Origin of the sequence: Saccharothrix texasensis, from assembly GCF_003752005.1 — a bacterium.
GTDB classification, from domain to species: Bacteria; Actinomycetota; Actinomycetes; order Mycobacteriales; family Pseudonocardiaceae; genus Actinosynnema; species Actinosynnema texasense.
In genome coordinates, this window is the sequence record NZ_RJKM01000001.1 from 4,404,105 (window position 1) to 4,421,389 (window position 17,285).

Genomic DNA, 17,285 nt, shown 5'->3' on the forward strand with positions numbered 1-17,285 from the left:
TGCCAGCGTAGCCGTCAGTCGGACCGCAAAGTCACCTGCACGGTCAGCTCACGGCCCTGCCTGGCCAGCACGACCGGCACGGTCTCGCCGATTTCATGGTCCCGCACCGCGACGGTCAGCTCCGCGGCGTTGCGCACCATCCGGTCGCCGACCCGGGTGATCACGTCGCCTTCCTCGATGCCCGCCGCGTCGGCCGCACCGCCGTCGGGCACGTTCTGCACCTGCGCGCCCTCCGCCGTCTCCGCCGAGGCCGACCGCACGTTGATGTTCATGTCGGCGTGCTTGACCTCGCCGTCGCGGATCAACGCCTGCGACACCTTGCGCGCGTAGTTGCCGGAGATCGCGAACCCGAGGCCGACCGAGCCGCCGGTCTCGGTGCGGATCGACGAGTTGATGCCGACCAGCGCGCCGGACGAGTCGACGAGCGCGCCGCCGGAGTTGCCGGGGTTGATGGCCGCGTCGGTCTGGATCGCGTCGTAGGTGACCTGCGGCCCGCCGTTCTCGCCCGCCGCCGTCACGGGCCGGTGCAGGGCGCTGACGATGCCCTCGGTCACGGTGTTCGACAGCGACAGCGGCGAGCCGATCGCGAGCACGGTGTCGCCCACCGCCAGCTCGTCGGAGTCGCCGAACTGCAGCACGGTCGGGTTGTCCACCTCGACCTTGATCACCGCGAGGTCGGTCTTGGAGTCGCGGCCGACGACCTGCGCCACGGCCCGCTTGCCGTCGGTGAAGACCACGGTCAGCTTCGCCGACGTGTCCTGCACCGCCGGGGCGACCACGTGGTCGTTGGTCAGCACGTAGCCCTCGCCGTCGATGACCACGCCGGAGCCGACGCCGGCCACGCTGGCGCCCTTGAACTCGATGGACACGACGCTGGGCGTGACCCGCTGGGCGATGTCGGCGACCGACCCGACGGGCCGTTCCTTGCCGGGCTTGACCTCGGCGAGCGTGACGCCGCCGTCGGTGAGCGGGTTGCCGACGCGGCCCATCAGCCAGCCGACCAGGCCGCCGCCGGCGCCGACCACCAGCGCGGCCACCATCAGCAGCACCAGGCCCATCGGCTTGACGCGCCGCCCGAACAGCAGTTCGGGCACGCTGAGCTGCGGTCCGGGCCGGGGTTCCGGCTCGGGTCCGGTGTCGGGCTGCTCGGTGACGGCGGGCGGGCCGATGACGGCCGACGCGCCCGGGTCGCGCCACGCGTCGCCCGCCGGTTTGCCCTCCCAGAAGACGGGCTCCACCTCGGGCTCGCCGTTCAGGTCGACCGGCGGTCGTTGCAGGAGGGTGTCGTCGTCGCCGCGCGGCCGGCCGAACGCGGTGGACAGCGCTTCCGGTGGCGGCGGCGCGAGCTGGACGGACGAGTGGCCGTTGAGGCCGGGGCGGTCGGCGGAGAAGGCGCCCGCCACGCCCCGCGGCCGGCCGAACACGGCTTGCTGACCGGGGTCGACGGCCGGGCGGTTCAGCGGACGGGGTGCGAGCCTGCGGTGCGCCCCGTCGTCAACACCCGACCTGGGAGTCCCGTTGCCCTGCTCTGGCTCGCTCATCGCTCCCCGCACGTCGTCACACCATGGTTCTCGCGGGGCAATCGTGACCGATGACCGGTGAAGTTGCCGTCAGCGGGCTGGTCAGCGGCCCAGGACGCCGGTGTTCACGGCGGGGCGCAGCACGCCGACGGGTTCGCGGTCGTCGATCGACGCCGGCGCGACCACGGGCGAGGGCTGCGGGGAGTTGCCCTGCGCGGGCGGCGGCGCGGTGTCCTCGCTGCCCGGTGCGACCAGGGCGAGCGCGCCGAGCATGAGGCCGGACACGACGACGCCGGCGCCTTGGCGGGCGCGTCGGCCCCCGAACAGGCCGGTGCCGAAGAGACCCGTGCCGATGCGGCTACCGCCGCCGGTCCCGAAAGGGCGGCCGGACCCCAGCACGGGACCGTCGCCGAACGCGACCCGGTCGGGCCGCTGGACCGTGACGAGCTGGCCGTCCTCGGACACCGCGAGGCCGTCCGGCGCGCTGGGCAGCTCCACTTCCTGCGGGATCGCGCCCAGCCTGGCCAGCAGGCTCGCGGGCGCGCACGGCGCGTCGGCCGCGCGCACGGCGGAGCGGGCCTGCTGCTGCGAGTACGCCTCGGCCGCGCAGAACGGGCAGCGCTGGAGGTGCGCGGACGCCCGGTTGTGCGCCGAGGCCGTCAGCTCGCCGTCGACGAAGGCGACGACCGCGTCGGGCAGCAGGTGCTGCTCGGGCAGTTGCCAACCTCGCAGGTCGGTCATGCAGAGTCCTCCAAGGCCAGACCCCGACGGCGTTCCAGTGCGACCCTCAGGGCCTGGCGGCCCCGGTGGATCCTGCTCCTCACGGTACCGAGTTTGACGCCGAGGGTGGCGCCGATCTCCTCGTAGGAGAGTCCTTCCACGTCGCACAGGACGACGGCGGCGCGGAACTCGGGCGGCAGCTCGTCCAGCGCGGCCTGCAACTCCGGGTCGAGGTGCGTGTCGTCGTAGATCTCCTCGGGCGTGGGGTCGTCGCCCGGGATGCGGTCGGTCTCCTCGGGCAGGGCCTCCATGCGCACGCGGGAGCGGCGGCGGGCCATGTCGAGGAACAGGTTCGTGGTGATGCGGTGCAGCCAGCCCTCGAACGTGCCGGGCTTGTACGACGCCAGCGAGCGGAACACCCGGATGAACGTCTCCTGGGTGAGGTCCTCGGCGTCGTGCTGGTTGCCGGACAGGCGGTAGGCCAGCCGGTACACCCGGTCGGCGTGCTCACGCACCACTTGGTCCCAAGAGGGCGCGATCCAGTCCGCGTCCTCGATGGGCGCGGTCGGTGTGGCGGTCGGCTGCTTTGGCATCGGGCGGTTACGCACCTCCACTGGGCTGGCTGCCCTGCTGCACGGGTCAACGCTCGGCTCCCCCGACGTGTTCCCGTTGGTCTTGCTCGTCATGCGTTGGGGTCAGCTTGACTTGCTCCCTTATAACCATCGTGAGAGGCGGCTGAGAGCAGGCTGAGAATCCGGGTGTCCGCCGGATTCACCCGAACCGACGCCCGCGGCGTTAGCCTTCGTGCTGTGGATGCGCCGACGCGCGAGTACGTGGAGGGCTACCTGCCCGAGGACGCCGTGACCGCGGCCGCCAGGGCTCGTGGCGCCGGGTTGGGGTGCGTGCCGATCGGGTCCGGCGGCGGGGCGGCGTTGCGGTTCCTCGCGGCGGCGACGCAGGCCAAGGCCGTGGTGGAGATCGGCACGGGCGCCGGCGTCGGCGCGTTGTACCTGCTCGGCGGCATGCCCGCGGCGGGGGTGCTGACCTCGATCGACGTGGAGCCGGAGCACCAGCGGGCGGCCCGGGTGGCGTTCGCGGAGGCGGGGATCGCGGTGTCGCGGACCCGGTTGATCATGGGGCGGGCGCTGGACGTGCTGCCCAGGCTCACCGACGGCGCGTACGACCTGGTGTTCGTGGACGCGGCGAAGTCGGAGTACCCGAAGTACCTGGCGGAGGGCGTGCGGCTGCTGCGGCCGGGTGGCGTGATCGCGTTCGACAACGTCCTGTGGCACGGCCGGGTGGTCGACCCGGCGCACCGGGACCCGGACACGGCGGCGATGCGGGAGGTGGCGCGGTCGGTCCGCGACGACGACCGCCTGGTGCCGGTGATCCTGCCGCTCGGCGACGGCCTGCTGGTCGCGGCGAAGGTCGGCTGAGGGCCCGACACGCCCGGCCGCCGCGCGGGTTCGGGTCCACTCGCCGGACCACCCACCTCACCGGTGCGGGTTCACCCGGATGGGTGAATCGCGGAGTTCGGCCCCGACTCGGAGCGACGTCGGGGACCTCACCCGGGTGAGGTCCCCGACGCGGCACTCCTGCCGTCAGTGAGCCGTGACGCCCTTCCCCAGCACGGTCACCCCGCCGGACGACACCGTGTAGCGCTGCCGGTCCGTCGCCGGGTCCACGCCGATCAGCGCCCCGTCGGGCACGACGACGTTCTTGTCCAGGATGGCCCGCCGCACCACCGCGCCGCGCCCGATCCGCACGCCCGGCAGCAGCACGCTGCCCTGCACCACGGACCCGGACTCGACCACCACGTCCGAGCTGATCACCGACCCGTGGACGGTGCCGGAGATGATCGAGCCCGGCCCCACCATCGAGTCCTCCGCGCTGCCGCCCGCGATGAACTTCGCGGGTGGCAGCGGCGGGGTCGCCGTCCGGATCGGCCACGCCTGGTTGTAGAGGTTGAACACCGGCCGCACCGACACCAGGTCCATGTGCGCCTCGTAGTAGGCGTCGATGGTCCCCACGTCGCGCCAGTAGCCCCGGTCGCGGTCGGTCTCCCCCGGCACCTTGTTGTCGGCGAAGTCGTAGACGTGCGCCTGCCCCTGGTCGACGAGCATCGGGATGATGTCGCCGCCCATGTCGTGGTCGGAGTCGGGGTTCGAGGCGTCCGCCCGCAACGCGTCGATCAGCGCCTCGGTGGTGAACACGTAGTTGCCCATCGACGCGAAGGTGACCTCCGGGTCGTCCGGCACGTGCGGCGGCTCCGCGGGTTTCTCCAGGAACCGGGTGATCAACCCGGTCGAGTCGGAGTCGATGCAGCCGAACGCCTTGGCCTCCGCGCGCGGCACCCGGATGCCCGCCACGGTGACGCCCGCGCCGGTCTCCACGTGCTGCTGCACCATCTGACCGGGGTCCATCCGGTAGACGTGGTCCGCGCCGAAGATGATCACGTGCTCCGGCTTCTCGTCGTTGACGAGGTTCAACGACTGGAAGATGGCGTCGGCGCTGCCGGTGTACCAGCGCGGCCCGAGCCGCTGCTGCGCCGGCACCGGCGTGACGTACTGGCCGAGCACATTGGACAGTCGCCACGTGGTGGAGATGTGCCGGTCGAGGGAATGGGATTTGTACTGGGTGAGCACGCAGAGCTTCACGAAACCCGCGTTCACCAGGTTGGACAGGACGAAGTCCACCAGCCGGTAGTTACCGCCGAAGGGCACCGCCGGCTTTGCCCGGTCGGCGGTCAACGGCCACAACCGTTTGCCTTCGCCACCGGCGAGGACAATTCCTAGAACGTGCGGTTGCCCTTTCACAGCAACGACCCTAACCGGGTGACCACCGCCCCACCAACGGCGAAGTAACGCAAACCCCTCTCGTTCACCCGGCTGCCCCGGCGGGCGGGTTACGGTGAGCGACGTGCGAATTGGACTGCTCACACGGGAGTACCCGCCGGAGGTCTACGGCGGTGCTGGGGTGCACGTCGGTTTCCTCGTGCCGAGGCTGCGCGAACTGGTGGACGTGGACGTGCACGCCTTCGGCGGGCCGCGCGCGGACGCCAGGGCCCACAACCCGGCCCACGGCCTGGAGCAGGCGAACGCCGCGCTGGCCACCTTGTCGGTGGACCTGGAGATGGCCGCCGCGCTGGGCGACGCGCAGCTCGCGCACTCCCACACCTGGTACGCCAACATGGCCGGTCACCTGGCGAAACTGCTGCACGGCATCCCGCACGTGGTGACCGCGCACTCGCTGGAGCCGCGCCGGCCGTGGAAGGCCGAGCAGCTCGGCGGCGGCTACCGGGTGTCGTCGTGGGTGGAGCGGACCGCGTACGAGGCGGCGGACGCCGTGATCGCGGTCAGCGAGGGCATGCGGGCCGACGTGCTGGACTGCTACCCGGCGCTGGACCCGGCGCGCGTGCACGTGGTCCGCAACGGCATCGACACCTCGGCCTACCACCCCGTCACCGAGACCGACGCGCTGCTCCGGCACGGCATCGACCCGACGCGGCCGATCGTGACGTTCGTCGGGCGGATCACCCGCCAGAAGGGCGTGGGGCACCTGGTCGCCGCCGCGCACCGGATCTCACCGGACGCGCAGGTCGTGCTGTGCGCGGGCGCGCCGGACACGCCGGAGATCGCCGAGGAGACGCGGCTCGCGGTGGCCGGGCTGGCGGCATCGCGGCCCGGGGTGTTCTGGATCCAGCAGATGCTCCAGCCGGCCGAGGTGCGGCAGATCCTGAGCCACTCGACGGTGTTCGTGTGTCCGTCGGTGTACGAGCCGCTGGGCATCGTGAACCTCGAGGCGATGGCGTGCGGCACGGCGGTGGTGGCCTCCGACGTGGGCGGCATCCCCGAGGTCGTCGACCACGGGCGGACCGGGCTGCTGGTGCACTACGACGAGAAGGACGTCGAGGCGTACCGGGTGGCGCTGGCCGACGCGGTGAACGAGGTGCTCGGCGACCCGGCTCGGGCGGCGGCGTTCGGCGAGGCGGGGCGCGCGCGGGCGATCGAGGAGTTCTCGTGGGCGACGGTGGCCGAGCAGACCGTGGCGGTGTACTCGGCCGCGCTGAACGGCGCCCAGTGACCACCTGAGCCCCCGATGTGACGTGCGCCACTCGATCCCGATGCAACGGTACGGGCCGCCGACCGCCTTTAACCAGTAGGGGCGACTACTGGGGGCGGTATGCGGTGGCTTGTGCTCCTGCTCGCGCTGGTGGCCGGTGGGTGCGCCACGCCCGCGTTCAGCGCGGAGCAGGTCAGGTTGACCATCGAGGGAGAGGCGGTGCTGGACGCGCCCGGCCTGCAGTCGCGGGCCGAGGCGGAGCTGAGCTACACGCTGTCGTTCGGGTACGTGGCCCGGACCGGGCAGGACGCGGTGAGCTGCTGGTTCGCGCGCACCGGTGAGGCGTTCGAGGTCGACACGCGGCTGTGGTGCGGTCCCGTGCAGGTGCCGGGCACGGCCGCGACCACCGACTGGGTGCCGGTGCCGTTGAAGCAGGTCGAGCGCAACGCCTCCGGCATCCGCCTGGAGGTCCAGCCGCCGCAGGTGCCCGCGCAGGGCGCCCGGAGCACGCCGGTGGGGAAGCTGGTGCGCACCGACGGGCGGGTGACCGACGCCGACCAGGGCGTCGGGCAGGCGGGGCCGGACTTCCTGGCCGTGCTGCCCGACGACGGGCAGGTGCTCGACGCGACGTCCGCGATGGTGCGCGACGACCAGCTCGAAGTGCACGTGACCGGGTACTCGTCACCGTCGGTGTGGCCGACCGCGGAGGGTGACCTGCGGGCCGAGCACGGGGTGGCGCTGCGGGTGCTGCGGGTGCGGGTGACGCGGCACAGCGAGGTCGACTCGGCGTTCGGCCAGACGCCGTGGCGCGGGTGGCTGCCGCAGCCGCCGGAGCTGTCGCTGGACGTGCCGGGCCGGCGGCACCGGCTGCCCGCCGACCGGCTGCCGGACCACGGGTCGGCGCTGATCGTCTACACCGTGCCCGTCGGCGGCGGGCCGGAGTCGCTGGTGCTCGACACCGTGGGGGCGAAGTCGCTGCAGCAGCGGGTCGAGGTGCCCACCGGGGTGGTCGTCGGCGAGGCGACGAAGGTGCTGCGGCGGGCGCCGGGGCCGGAGGAGATCTCGGTGTCGACGCCGATGGCGGTGGGTGCGTCGGCCGGGTCGGTGGAGGTCGTGCGGGCGCGGCTGGGGCGGCAGCGGCCGGTGTCGTCCAGCGCGCAGTACGAGCTGGCGACCGCCGGGGCCGGGTCGGCGCTGGTGGAGCTGCGGCTGGTCGGGCACGGGCTGCCGAGCGTGGTCGGCGCCGGGCAGACGGCGCCGCTGTTCACCTTGACGGTGCCGGGCGGGCAGGCGGCGCGGCAGGTCGGCGCCCGCTACGGCGGGGACACCGTGCCGGTGGCGGTCGTGTACGAGGTGCCGGAGGACGTGCGGTCGGCGACGTTCTCGGTGGCCGCCGGAACCGTGACGTTGCCGCAGCTGGGCCCGGTCGCGGTGACGGGCGGGGCGGCGGTCGAGGTGCCGTTGGACTTCTGAGCGTCGCGGGCCTCGCGGGCCGTCGTGGCCTTCTGCGCGGCGAGGACCGCGACCGCCGCCAACGCCAGCCAGACCGTGACCAGGGCGGTCAGGCCCGGCCAGCCGCGGGCCTGGTAGGCGGCGCTGCCCGCCGTGCCGCCGGTGCTGCTGCCGACGTAGAACGCGAACAGGTACACGCCCGAGGCCTGACCCCGGACGTGCTCGGGGGCGCGGGCCCCCACCCAGCCGCTCGCCACCGCGTGGGCGGCGAAGAAACCGCCGGTGAACAGCGTGAGGCCGACCGCGATCGCGGCCACGTGGTCGGGGAGGGTGATCGCGGCGCCGGCGGCGGCCAGGGCCAGGCCGGCGAGGGCGACGCGGGCGCGGCCGTGGCGGTCGGCGAGGCGGCCCGCGGCGGCGGACGTGCCGCCTCCCGCCGCGTAGGCGAGGTAGACCAGGGTGGCGACGCCGGTGGGCAGGCCCAGGTCGGTGGCGAGGCGGAAGCCGATGACGTTGAAGACGGAGATGAACGCCGCCACCGCGAGGACCGCGATCGCGTACTGGCAGAGCAGGACGCGGTCGGTGAGGGCGTCCTTGAGGGCGCTGGGGCGGCGCTCGGCGTGGCGGCCCTTGGGCAGCAGGAGGGCGGCGGTGATCGCGCAGGCCGCGCCGAACGCGCCGGCGAGGGCCAGGGCGGTGCGCCACGACGTGCCGTCGGTGGTGAAGCCGGTGATGAGGCGGCCGAGCATGCCGCCCGCGCTGTTGCCCGCGACCAGGGCGCCGATGGCCGCGCCGACGTGCGCCCTGGGCGCCTCCTGGGCGAGGAAGGCCATGGCGGTCGCGGGGACGCCGGCGGTGGCGACGCCTTGCAGGGCACGGGCGGCGAGGAAGGTCTCGTAGGTCGGGGCGAGCGGGAGGAGCAGGCCGAGGGCGGCGGCGGCGAGGACCGACCAGACGATGACGCGGCGGCGGCCGACGCGGTCGGCCAGGGCCGCCATCGGGATGATCGCGAGGGCCAGCGCGCCGGTCGCGGCGCTGATGGCGAGGGACGCTCCGGCCGGTGCGAGGCGGAACTCGCGGGCGAGGTCGGGCAGGACCGACTGCGGCGCGTAGAGCAGCGCGAACGTGGCCAGGCCGGTGGCGGCGACGGCGGTGGTGAGGCGGCTGGGCACGTCTTCGACGCTAATCCATGCGTCCAATGCGCCAGTTTGCGACAATCCATGCGGTGATGGATGAATTGGTGCAGCGGCTGACCGTCCTGCGCGCGCTGGCGGCCGACGAGCACGTGACCCACGCCGCCGAAGCCGCGGGCGTCCCCCAACCGACCGTGAGCCGCTGGCTGGCCGCCCTGGGCACGTCACTGGGCGCGCCGGTCGCCCTCCGATCGGGCCGCCGCGTCCGCCTGACCAGGGCGGGCCGCCTGCTGTGCGAAGCCGCCGACCGCGCCCTGACCGCCCTGGAAGCGGGCCAACGCGCCGCAGCGGAAGAGGTGTCACCCGAACGTGGCCAGGTGGCGCTGGGCTTCCTCCACCTGCTGGGCCGGTCCGTCGTCCCGTCCCTGGTCAGCACCTTCCGCGAAGATCACCCGGCCGTGCGGTTCCGCCTGGTCCAGAACTCGCGCCAGGACATCCTCGCCCACCTGGCCGACGGCGACGTCGACCTGGCCCTCGTCTCCCCGCCGCCGACCGACCCCGCGTTCGCGCACGCCGTCATCCGCGAGGAGGAGCTGATCCTGGTGGTCCCGCCGGGCCACCGCCTGGCCGGCCGCCCGGCGGTGCGGGTGGCCGAGCTGGCGGGCGAGGAGTTCGTCGGCCTCGAACCGGGCTACGGCCTGCGGCAGATCACCGACGACCTGTGCGCCGCGGCCGGTTTCACGCCCACCCCGGCGTTCGAGGGCCAGGAGACCGAGACCGTCCGGGGCCTGGTCGCGGCGGGCCTGGGCGTCGCCCTGCTGCCACACGCCGACTCGCCCTCGGGCCTGCCGGAGATCCCGCTCGACCCGCGGGCCGCGCGGGAGATCGCCCTGGTCTGGCCGGCCGACACCCCGCTCCCGCCGGCCGTCCAGGCCTTCCGCGACCACGCGCTGGCGCCCTGACCACGCTCCCCCGGCCCACCCGCCGACCGCGCCCGCCGCGCCCGCCGGGCCACCACCGGCGGGCTGCCCCGACCGGCGGCCACGGCCGCCTGCCGCTCACCCGCCCGGCCCGCTGTCCGTGAGGGGTGCGGGTCTCGGCGGGTTGCGGTTCCTCGATTCAACCGAGGGACGGTAACGGCGTTTCCGTACATTTCCGGGCCATGATCACCCGATCGTGTCGGGCCGGCTGTAGGTCTCGGCCAGTTCGACCAGGGTCCGGGCGGCGAAGCCGGTGGCTCCCGGCACCACCTCGTCGTAGACCTTGTCGGCCCGCGCGGGGCCGGCGATGTCCAGGTGGGCCCACGGGACGCCGCCGGTGAACTCCTTCAGGAACAGCGCCGCCGTGATGCCGCCGGGCCCCGGCGGGCACTGGCGCAGGTCGGCGATGTCGCTGCGCACGTCCTCCGCCAGGTCCGCGAGCAGCGGCATCCGCCACCACGACTCGCCGACCCGGGCGCCGGCCTCGGCCACGCGGGCGGCCAGGTCGTCGTCGGTCGCGAACAGGCCCCCGGTGCGCAGGCCCAGGCTGACCTTCATCGCTCCGGTCAGCGTCGCCACGTCCACCAGCACGTCCGGCCGCAGGGTGGCCACCGCGTAGGCCAGCGCGTCGGCCAGGACCAGCCGGCCTTCGGCGTCGGTGTTCGTCACCTCGGTCGTCGTGCCCCCGTACTGGGTGATGACGTCACCCGGCCGGTACGCCGAGCCCGACACGTGGTTCTCCGCCGCCGGCACCAAGCCCGTCACCCGGACGGGCAGGCTCTGCCGGGCGATCGCGACCAGGGCCGCGATGACGGCCGCACCGCCGGACATGTCCGTGCGCATCAGGTGCATGCCCTCGGCGGGCTTGATGGAGATGCCGCCGGTGTCGAACGTGATGCCCTTGCCGACCAGGACCAGGTGCGACTGCCCCTCGCCGGTGCCCGGCCACGTCAGCTCGATGAACCTCGGGGGCCGCGACGAGCCGCCGCCGACCGCCAGCACCCCGCCGAACCCGTGCTCGGCCAGCCACTTCTCGTCCCGGACCGCCACGTCGAGGCCGGGCGCCGCCCGCGCGGCCCTCACCGCCGCCGACGCCAGCCACGACGGATCCTTCACATTTGACGGCGTGTTCGCCAGGTCGCGCCCAAACGACGTCGCGGCGGCCAGCGTGGTGGCCCTCCGCACCGCGTCCACCAGCCCGGCACCCCCGGTGACCAGGCGCAACGACTTCACCCGCGGCGGCGGCGGCTCCGAGGTCACCTTGAACCGGTACCCGCCGACGGCGGCGCCCAGCGTGAACGCCGCCACCGCCTCCGCCGTCACGTCGGCGGGCAGCCGCACGTCGAACGTCGTCCCGCCCGCCTTCTCGGCGTCCGCGTGCAGCGCCCGGACCAGCGACGCGCCCGCCTTGCGCCAGTCGCCCGGCCCGCCGTCGCCGACGCCGACCACCCAGGTCCGCCCCTGCCGGGAGGTCGCGCCGGCCTTGCCGCTCACGTCGCCGAGGTCGGTCACGTCCTCCGCGCCGGGCCCCAGCCGCACCGGGTCGCCGGGGAACGCGACGAGCACCGCGGGCACACCTCGCCGGAGGGTGTCGGCCACCTCCACGGTGACCAGCGGGGTGGGCAGGGGTGCTCGCACGGGGGACCTCCGGTAGGAGCGACAGGGGGTTGGGGCTGGTGAAGCCGCAGATCAGAGCCCGGTAAGACGGCGCGGGCGGCGGGGTGCGTCACCGGCGCGGCACGACGTAGCGAGGCCCCGGTTCCACAGTGGAAACCGGGGCGTCGACGCTTTCTCTTCTCCGGCTGGTCAGCCGGCGGCTGCCTTGAGGGCGTCGCCCAGGGCGTTGGCCTCGTCCGCCGACATCTCGACGACGAGGCGCCCACCACCCTCGAGCGGAACGCGCATCACGATGCCGCGCCCCTCCTTGGTCACCTCGAGGGGACCGTCGCCGGTCCGGGGCTTCATGGCCGCCATCGCGTGCTCCCTCCGTCAACATCTTCCCCGTCCGACCAGGGCCGGATACTCCGGCCATTCTCCCCTATGCGGACTCGGCAGCGAAACCGAACCGATCTTTCCGGCCGGCCGGCGACCGTTCGGCGATCTTCGCCAAGCCGCAGATCAGGCCCAGGATCGCCGTGCCCCAACGACTTCCGCGCCGAGGGCCGACCGTCACCTGGTCGTGACCGCGGCCGGCTTTGTGGCGTGTCGCGGGGTCGCCCTGACAGACTCGGCTCTCGTGCGAGCCCGTTCCGCGCTCTTCGACGTCTACGGCGGCCACCTCCGCGAGCGGGGTGGCGCGGCGACGATCGCCGCCCTGGTCCGGTTGCTGGAGCCGCTGGACTTCGCCGCGCCCGCCGTGCGCACGGCGGTCTCGCGCACCGTGCGGCAGGGCTGGCTGGAGCCGGTCCGCCTGCCGGACGGCCCCGGCTACGCGATGACACCTCGCGCGGAACGGCGGCTGGACGAGGCGGCGGCCCGCATCTACCGCACCCGGCCGTCCACGTGGGACGGTCGCTGGCACGTGGTGGTGCTGGAGGAGCTGCCCGCGCGCGAGGCGCGGGACCGGCTCGCCTCCTCGCTGCAATTGCTCGGTTACGGCGCGCTCGGGCCCGTGACGTGGATCGCACCGCGCCGGTCGCCGGAGCTGGCGGACGTGCTGACCGGGGAGGACGTCCGGGGCAGCACGTTCCACGGCGAGCACGAGGGCGACCCGGCGGAGCTGGCGGCGCGCGCCTGGGACCTGTCCACGCTGGGGCGGGACTACGCGCGGTTCGTGGCCGAGTGGGAGCCGGTGATGTCCGCTGTGGACGGTACGTCGCCGTCGGCGGCGTTCGCGGCTTCGCAGCGGTTCCTGCACGCCTGGCGCAAGTTCCTGTTCCGCGACCCGGGCCTGCCGCGCGAGCTGCTGCCCGCCGACTGGCCGGGCGCGGCGGCGGCCGCGTTCTTCGACCGGCACACCGACCGGCTCGCGCCGGCGGTGGCCGAGTTCGTCGACGACTCCCTCGCACACCACTGAACCGGAGGTCACCCCGTGTCCGAACTCCTCATCGACGACGCTGACGGCGTTCGCACCTTCACGCTGAACCGGCCCGAGTCGTTCAACTCGTTCACGGTGGCGTTGAAGGAGCGGTTCCTGGAGGCCGTGGTCGAGACCGCCGCGGACGACGCCGTGCGGGCGGTGGTCGTCACGGGGGCGGGGAAGGCGTTCTGCGCCGGTCAGGACCTCAAGGAGCACGTCGCGCTGCTGGAGGCGGGCGACCCGGCGCCGCTGCACACGGTGGAGCGGCACTACAACCCGCTGATCAAGGCGATCGTGGGGATGCCGAAGCCGGTGATCGCGGCGGTGAACGGGATGGCGGCGGGCGCGGGGGCGTCGCTGGCGTACGCGTGCGACCTGCGGGTGGCCGGCGCGGGGGCGAAGTTCCTGATGGCGTTCGCGAACGTGGGGTTGACCGCGGACTCGGGCGCGTCGTGGACGTTGCCGAGGCTGATCGGGCACGGCCGGGCGATGGAGATGATGCTGCTCGCGCAGCCGGTCGCCGCGGAGGAGGCGTTGCGGATCGGCATGGTCGGCCAGGTCGTGCCGGACGGCGAGGTGCTGTCGACGGCGCAGGCGCTGGCCCGTCAGCTGGCGGCCGGGCCGACCACGGCGTACGCCAAGATCAAGGAGGCGATGGCGTTCTCCGGTGAGCTGGCGGCGGCGCTGGACGTGGAGGCGCGCACGCAGGCGGAGGCGGGCGCGACGGCCGACCACCGCGAGGCGGTGGCCGCGTTCGTGGCGAAGCGGAAGCCGACGTTCACCGGCCGGTGACGCGCCGGCGCCCGCGGGTGGCCGGCTGGGACGTGGCGCGGAAGCAGGCCGCGATGTGGTCGTCGACCATGCCGGTGGCCTGCATCAGCGCGTAGCAGGTGGTGGGGCCGAGGAACGCGAAGCCGCGGCGCTTGAGCTCCTTGGCCATCGCCTTCGACTCGGGTGTGACGGCGGGCACGTCGGCGATCGTGGCGGGCCGTTCGTGGCGCTCGGGCGCGAAGGACCACAGCAGCTCGTCCAGCGGCACGTCGAGCCGGGCGACCGCGCGGGCGTTGGCGATCGTGGCGGTGATCTTGGCGCGGTTGCGGACGATGCCCGCGTCGGCCATCAGCCGGTCGAAGTCGGCGGCGTCGAACTCGGCGACCACCTCGGGCCGGAAGCCCGCGAAGGCGGCCCGGAAGTTCTCGCGCTTGCGCAGGATGGTGATCCAGGCCAGGCCGGACTGGAACGACTCGAGCGACATGCGCTCGAACATCGCCGCCTCGCCGCGCAGCTCCACGCCCCATTCGGTGTCGTGGTAGTCGACGTAGTCGGGCGTGCTGTCGCCCCACGGGCAGCGGACGAGGTCGGTCATGCGCGGTACTCCCGGGCGAAGGCGGCGAAGCGGCGCAGCGACCATGCCACACCCGGTGCGAAGGCCAGGTTGAGAGGCAGCGCGATGTCCTCGGACCAGACGAGCTCGCTGCGTTCCGCGCCGCGCGGGACGACGACGAACTCGCCGGTGCCGCGCACGAGCCGGCCGGTGTGCTCGACCGCGCAGCGCACCGGCGGCTCCCACGCGGTGATGCGCATGGTATCGGTGAACCCGAGCCGGCCGAGGCCGGTGAACGCCGTCAGCCCGCTGCCCGTGCTGACGCCGTCGCCGCTGGTCACGCGGACGGTGGTGCCGAGCATCCACTCACCCTGCCGCGCCCAGTCGGTCAGCGCCGCCCAGGTGGTCCCGGCCGGCGCCTCGACGGGGACGCGCAGGTCAAGCCGGGTCATGCTCCGGCTCCCGTTCGGGCTCGGACGCCGCCTGGTGGTCGACGCCCAGGTCGGCCTCCAGTTCCGCGACGCGGTCCCGCAGCCGTTCGACCTCGCCGGCCAGGCGGTCCAGCGCCCAGTCCACCTCGGTCATCTTGTAGCCGCGCAGGACCTGCTGGAACTTGAGGTCGCGCACGTCGTCCGGGGTCACGTCGTCGGACGGCAGCCGGGTCGGGGACGCGCCCGGCGGCAGCGGCGCCAGTTCCTCGCCACGTCCGAACACCAGCGCGGCCAGCAGGAAGACCACGGCCGCGACGAGCGCCATGACGACGATGTAGATGAGCGCTGAGGTCACGTGACGATCGTGACACATGCCCCGCCGGTCAGACCGAGGAGAACACCACACAGCGCCGGGCGAGGACGGCGAGCCGCAGCGCGATGACGAACGAGAGCACGGTCGCGGCGGCCACCGGCGGCGACGTGAGCAGCCTCGTGGCGTCCAGGTAGGCGGTGGCGGCCAGGATCGCCACGTTGCCGAGCAGGGACACGCCGACCGCGACGACGGCCACGGCGCCGGCGAGCCGGGCCAGGGTGAGCGTGCTGACCGCCGTGCGGGCCAGTCGCCGTCCGACGAGCAGGGCGAGCACCGCGACGCCCGCCACCAGCCACGCGGACGTGTCGTTGAACCGGGCCACGACGAGGTACCAGTCGGGCGGCGGGGCGTCGAAGTCCTGCCAGGCGCCGATCCAGAACCTGCGGTTGAGCTCCCACATGACGTACGCGAGCGGGATGACGAGCATCACCGACCGCAGCGTGCGGGCGCCGTGGGCGAGCCCGAGCAGGCCCTGGTACTCGCGGGCGATGGCGGTGACCGGGCCGAACTCGGCGACGGCGCGGCGTTGGGCGTCCTCCTCGGTGAGCCCGTCGTCGCGGTGCGCGGCGGCGGCGTCGTGGAGGCTGTCCCTGGCCTCGGCGAGCAGGTCGTCCTTGACCGGGTCCGGGCCGCGCAGCCGCCGGTCCAGGGCGGTCACGTAGTCGTCGATCACGCCTGCGCCGGCCACGGCCCGCCTCCCAGCACGCCCTCGATGGCGGTGGTGAAGTCGCGCCACGCGGTGCGCTCGGCGGCCAGGGCGCGCTGACCGGCCTTGGTGAGCCGGTACGTGCGGCGTTGCCGGCCGCCGACGGTGCTCCACTCGCTGGCCACCAGGCCGGCGGTCTCCAGCCGGCGCAGGGCCGGGTAGACGGTGCCGGTGGGCAGGTCGAGGGCGCCGCCGCTGCGCCGCTGCAACGCCTCGATGATGGCGTAGCCGTGCAGCTGCCCGCCGTCGAGCGTGGCCAGCAGGAGCGCGTCCAGGTGCCCGCGCAGCGCGTCGGACTTCATGGGTAGCGACTCTACTGGTCGTGGCTCGGGGTGGACATCCGGGACATCCCCGATGTTAGGTTGTCTGCCTACCTATAACGTGCCTACTCATGGATGCTCTCGGACTGGCCCGGCTCCAGTTCGCCACCACGACGTCGTTCCACTTCCTGTTCGTGCTGCTGACGCTCGGACTGGTGACGTCGGTGGCGGTGATGCAGACCCGGGCCACGCTGTCCGCCGACCCCGTGCACGCCCGGATGGCGCGCTTCTGGGGCCGGCTCTACGTGGTGAACTACGCGCTCGGCATCGCGACCGGCATCGTCATGGAGTTCCAGTTCGGGCTGAACTGGTCGGGCCTGTCGACGTTCGCGGGCGACGTGTTCGGCGCGCCGCTGGCGCTGGAGACGCTGGTGGCGTTCTTCCTGGAGTCGACGTTCCTCGGCCTGTGGATCTTCGGCTGGGACCGGATGCCCAAGTGGGCGCACCTGGCGCTGATCTGGCTGGTGGCGCTGACCGCCTTCGCCTCCGCGTTCTGGATCATGGTGGCCAACGCGTTCCTGCAGCACCCCGCCGGGCACGAGCTGCGCGACGGGGTGCTGCGGCTGGTCGACTTCTCCGCGCTGCTGACCAACCCGACGTTCGGCGCCGCGTTCCTGCACGTGTGCTTCGCGTCGTTGACCGTCGGCGGCGTGTTCCTGACCGGGGTGAGCGCCTACCACTTCATCCGCCGCACGGCGGAGGTCGACTTCTTCCGCCGGTCGCTGCGGCTGGGCGTGGTGCTGACGGCGCTGGCCACGCCGCCGCTGGTCGGGTTCGGGTTCGGGCAGTTCCCGATCGTGGAGCGCTACCAGCCGGAGAAGTTCGGCACGGTCGGCGCGGCGGACGGCGCCGGGCTCGGGTTCATGATCCAGATCGGGTTCGCGCTGCTGCTGGTGAGCTGGGTGACCGTGCCGCTGCTGGCCCGCGACCTGGTGGTCCGGATGCGGTTCCCGCTGTACCTGATGGTGCTCGGCATCCCGCTGCCGTTCGTCGCCGCGATCGGCGGCTGGCTGTTCCGGGAGGTCGGGCGGCAGCCGTGGCTGGTCCAGGGGGTGCTGACCACGCGGGACGCGATGTCGCACGTGGGCGCGGACCAGGTGCTCGTGTCGTTCGTCGCGTTCACGTCCGTGTTCGCGGTGCTGGCGGTCGCCGACTGGGTGCTGATCGCCCGGCTCGCGCGGCGTGGACCGGTCGACTCGGACGAGGCGCCGGTGTCGCCGCTCGTCCCGGCGCTGTGAGAGGTGT

Annotated in this window: 18 protein-coding genes; 6 read left to right on the forward strand and 12 right to left on the reverse strand. The window is 73.6% G+C overall.

Translation table 11 applies throughout. The features are described from left to right. Positions 1-14: 14 nt before the first annotated feature. The 3 genes from EDD40_RS18615 to sigE form a co-directional block, all read right to left on the reverse strand. Entirely contained in the window at positions 15-1,541 is a 1,527-nt protein-coding gene (locus EDD40_RS18615) for a S1C family serine protease (RefSeq protein WP_123744046.1), read from the reverse strand. Positions 1,542-1,622: 81 nt separating this feature from the next. Beyond that, positions 1,623-2,261: an anti-sigma factor family protein gene (locus tag EDD40_RS18620; protein ID WP_123744047.1), complete on the reverse strand. Its 639-nt coding sequence runs from the start codon at positions 2,259-2,261 to the stop codon at positions 1,623-1,625. Then, on the reverse strand, positions 2,258-2,833 hold the full coding sequence (sigE, locus tag EDD40_RS18625) for an RNA polymerase sigma factor SigE (RefSeq protein WP_123744048.1): 576 nt from the start codon (positions 2,831-2,833) through the stop codon (positions 2,258-2,260). Before sigE ends, EDD40_RS18620 begins: the two co-directional genes overlap by 4 nt. Positions 2,834-3,049: 216 nt before the next feature. On the opposite strand from sigE, the gene EDD40_RS18630 reads away from it, so the two are divergent. Continuing rightward, the gene (locus tag EDD40_RS18630) at positions 3,050-3,676 is read left to right on the forward strand and encodes an O-methyltransferase (RefSeq protein WP_123744049.1); all 627 of its coding nucleotides are present in this window, start codon (positions 3,050-3,052) and stop codon (positions 3,674-3,676) included. A gap of 165 nt (positions 3,677-3,841) precedes the next feature. On the opposite strand, the gene glgC is transcribed toward EDD40_RS18630, so the two are convergent. Next, entirely contained in the window at positions 3,842-5,056 is a 1,215-nt protein-coding gene (glgC, locus tag EDD40_RS18635) for a glucose-1-phosphate adenylyltransferase (protein WP_123744050.1), read from the reverse strand. Positions 5,057-5,159: 103 nt separating this feature from the next. Between glgC and glgA the strand changes: the two genes are divergently transcribed. Continuing rightward, positions 5,160-6,323 (forward strand): glycogen synthase, encoded by a 1,164-nt coding sequence (glgA, locus tag EDD40_RS18640; RefSeq protein ID WP_123748123.1) that lies wholly within the window; start codon positions 5,160-5,162, stop codon positions 6,321-6,323. Positions 6,324-7,615: 1,292 nt separating this feature from the next. On the opposite strand, the gene EDD40_RS18645 is transcribed toward glgA, so the two are convergent. After that, complete coding sequence (locus EDD40_RS18645) at positions 7,616-8,926, reverse strand: MFS transporter (RefSeq protein ID WP_123744051.1); 1,311 nt, start codon at positions 8,924-8,926, stop codon at positions 7,616-7,618. Positions 8,927-8,982: 56 nt separating this feature from the next. Here EDD40_RS18645 and EDD40_RS18650 point away from each other — a divergent pair, with 56 nt between their 5' ends. Beyond that, positions 8,983-9,849 (forward strand): LysR family transcriptional regulator, encoded by an 867-nt coding sequence (locus EDD40_RS18650; RefSeq protein WP_236595102.1) that lies wholly within the window; start codon positions 8,983-8,985, stop codon positions 9,847-9,849. Positions 9,850-10,053: 204 nt separating this feature from the next. On the opposite strand, the gene EDD40_RS18655 is transcribed toward EDD40_RS18650, so the two are convergent. Both EDD40_RS18655 and EDD40_RS18660 read right to left on the reverse strand, forming a co-directional pair. Next, entirely contained in the window at positions 10,054-11,505 is a 1,452-nt protein-coding gene (locus EDD40_RS18655) for a leucyl aminopeptidase family protein (protein WP_123744053.1), read from the reverse strand. 168 nt (positions 11,506-11,673) lie between these two features. Next, complete coding sequence (locus EDD40_RS18660; protein WP_012783412.1) at positions 11,674-11,841, reverse strand: DUF3117 domain-containing protein; 168 nt, start codon at positions 11,839-11,841, stop codon at positions 11,674-11,676. A 262-nt stretch (positions 11,842-12,103) separates the two neighbouring features. On the opposite strand from EDD40_RS18660, the gene EDD40_RS18665 reads away from it, so the two are divergent. Both EDD40_RS18665 and EDD40_RS18670 read left to right on the forward strand, forming a co-directional pair. After that, positions 12,104-12,883 carry a PaaX family transcriptional regulator gene (locus tag EDD40_RS18665; RefSeq protein WP_123744054.1) on the forward strand — a complete coding sequence of 260 codons (780 nt, stop codon included), beginning with the start codon at positions 12,104-12,106 and terminating at the stop codon, positions 12,881-12,883. Between the two features lie 15 nt (positions 12,884-12,898). Then, a complete protein-coding gene (locus tag EDD40_RS18670; protein ID WP_123744055.1) occupies positions 12,899-13,678 on the forward strand; it encodes an enoyl-CoA hydratase-related protein in 780 nt (259 codons plus the stop codon). Here the strand turns inward: EDD40_RS18670 and EDD40_RS18675 are convergent. Genes EDD40_RS18675 through EDD40_RS18695 form a run of 5 tightly spaced genes read right to left on the reverse strand, consistent with a single transcriptional unit; the run spans position 13,665 to position 16,022 of the window. Next, positions 13,665-14,252, reverse strand: a complete 588-nt coding sequence (locus EDD40_RS18675) for a DNA-3-methyladenine glycosylase I (RefSeq protein WP_123744056.1) — start codon at positions 14,250-14,252, stop codon at positions 13,665-13,667. The two genes, EDD40_RS18670 and EDD40_RS18675, sit on opposite strands and share 14 nt — an antisense overlap. Beyond that, on the reverse strand, positions 14,249-14,662 hold the full coding sequence (locus EDD40_RS18680; RefSeq protein WP_123744057.1) for an SRPBCC family protein: 414 nt from the start codon (positions 14,660-14,662) through the stop codon (positions 14,249-14,251). The genes EDD40_RS18675 and EDD40_RS18680 overlap by 4 nt, the downstream gene beginning before the upstream one ends. Beyond that, positions 14,649-14,996 (reverse strand): DivIVA domain-containing protein, encoded by a 348-nt coding sequence (locus tag EDD40_RS18685; protein ID WP_123744058.1) that lies wholly within the window; start codon positions 14,994-14,996, stop codon positions 14,649-14,651. Before EDD40_RS18685 ends, EDD40_RS18680 begins: the two co-directional genes overlap by 14 nt. Positions 14,997-15,024: 28 nt before the next feature. Beyond that, the gene (locus EDD40_RS18690; RefSeq protein ID WP_123744059.1) at positions 15,025-15,702 is read right to left on the reverse strand and encodes a permease prefix domain 1-containing protein; all 678 of its coding nucleotides are present in this window, start codon (positions 15,700-15,702) and stop codon (positions 15,025-15,027) included. Further along, positions 15,684-16,022 (reverse strand): PadR family transcriptional regulator, encoded by a 339-nt coding sequence (locus EDD40_RS18695; protein ID WP_123744060.1) that lies wholly within the window; start codon positions 16,020-16,022, stop codon positions 15,684-15,686. The genes EDD40_RS18690 and EDD40_RS18695 overlap by 19 nt, the downstream gene beginning before the upstream one ends. An 89-nt stretch (positions 16,023-16,111) precedes the next feature. Here EDD40_RS18695 and EDD40_RS18700 point away from each other — a divergent pair, with 89 nt between their 5' ends. Continuing rightward, complete coding sequence (locus EDD40_RS18700; RefSeq protein ID WP_123744061.1) at positions 16,112-17,278, forward strand: cytochrome ubiquinol oxidase subunit I; 1,167 nt, start codon at positions 16,112-16,114, stop codon at positions 17,276-17,278. The last annotated feature ends 7 nt before the right edge of the window (positions 17,279-17,285 follow it).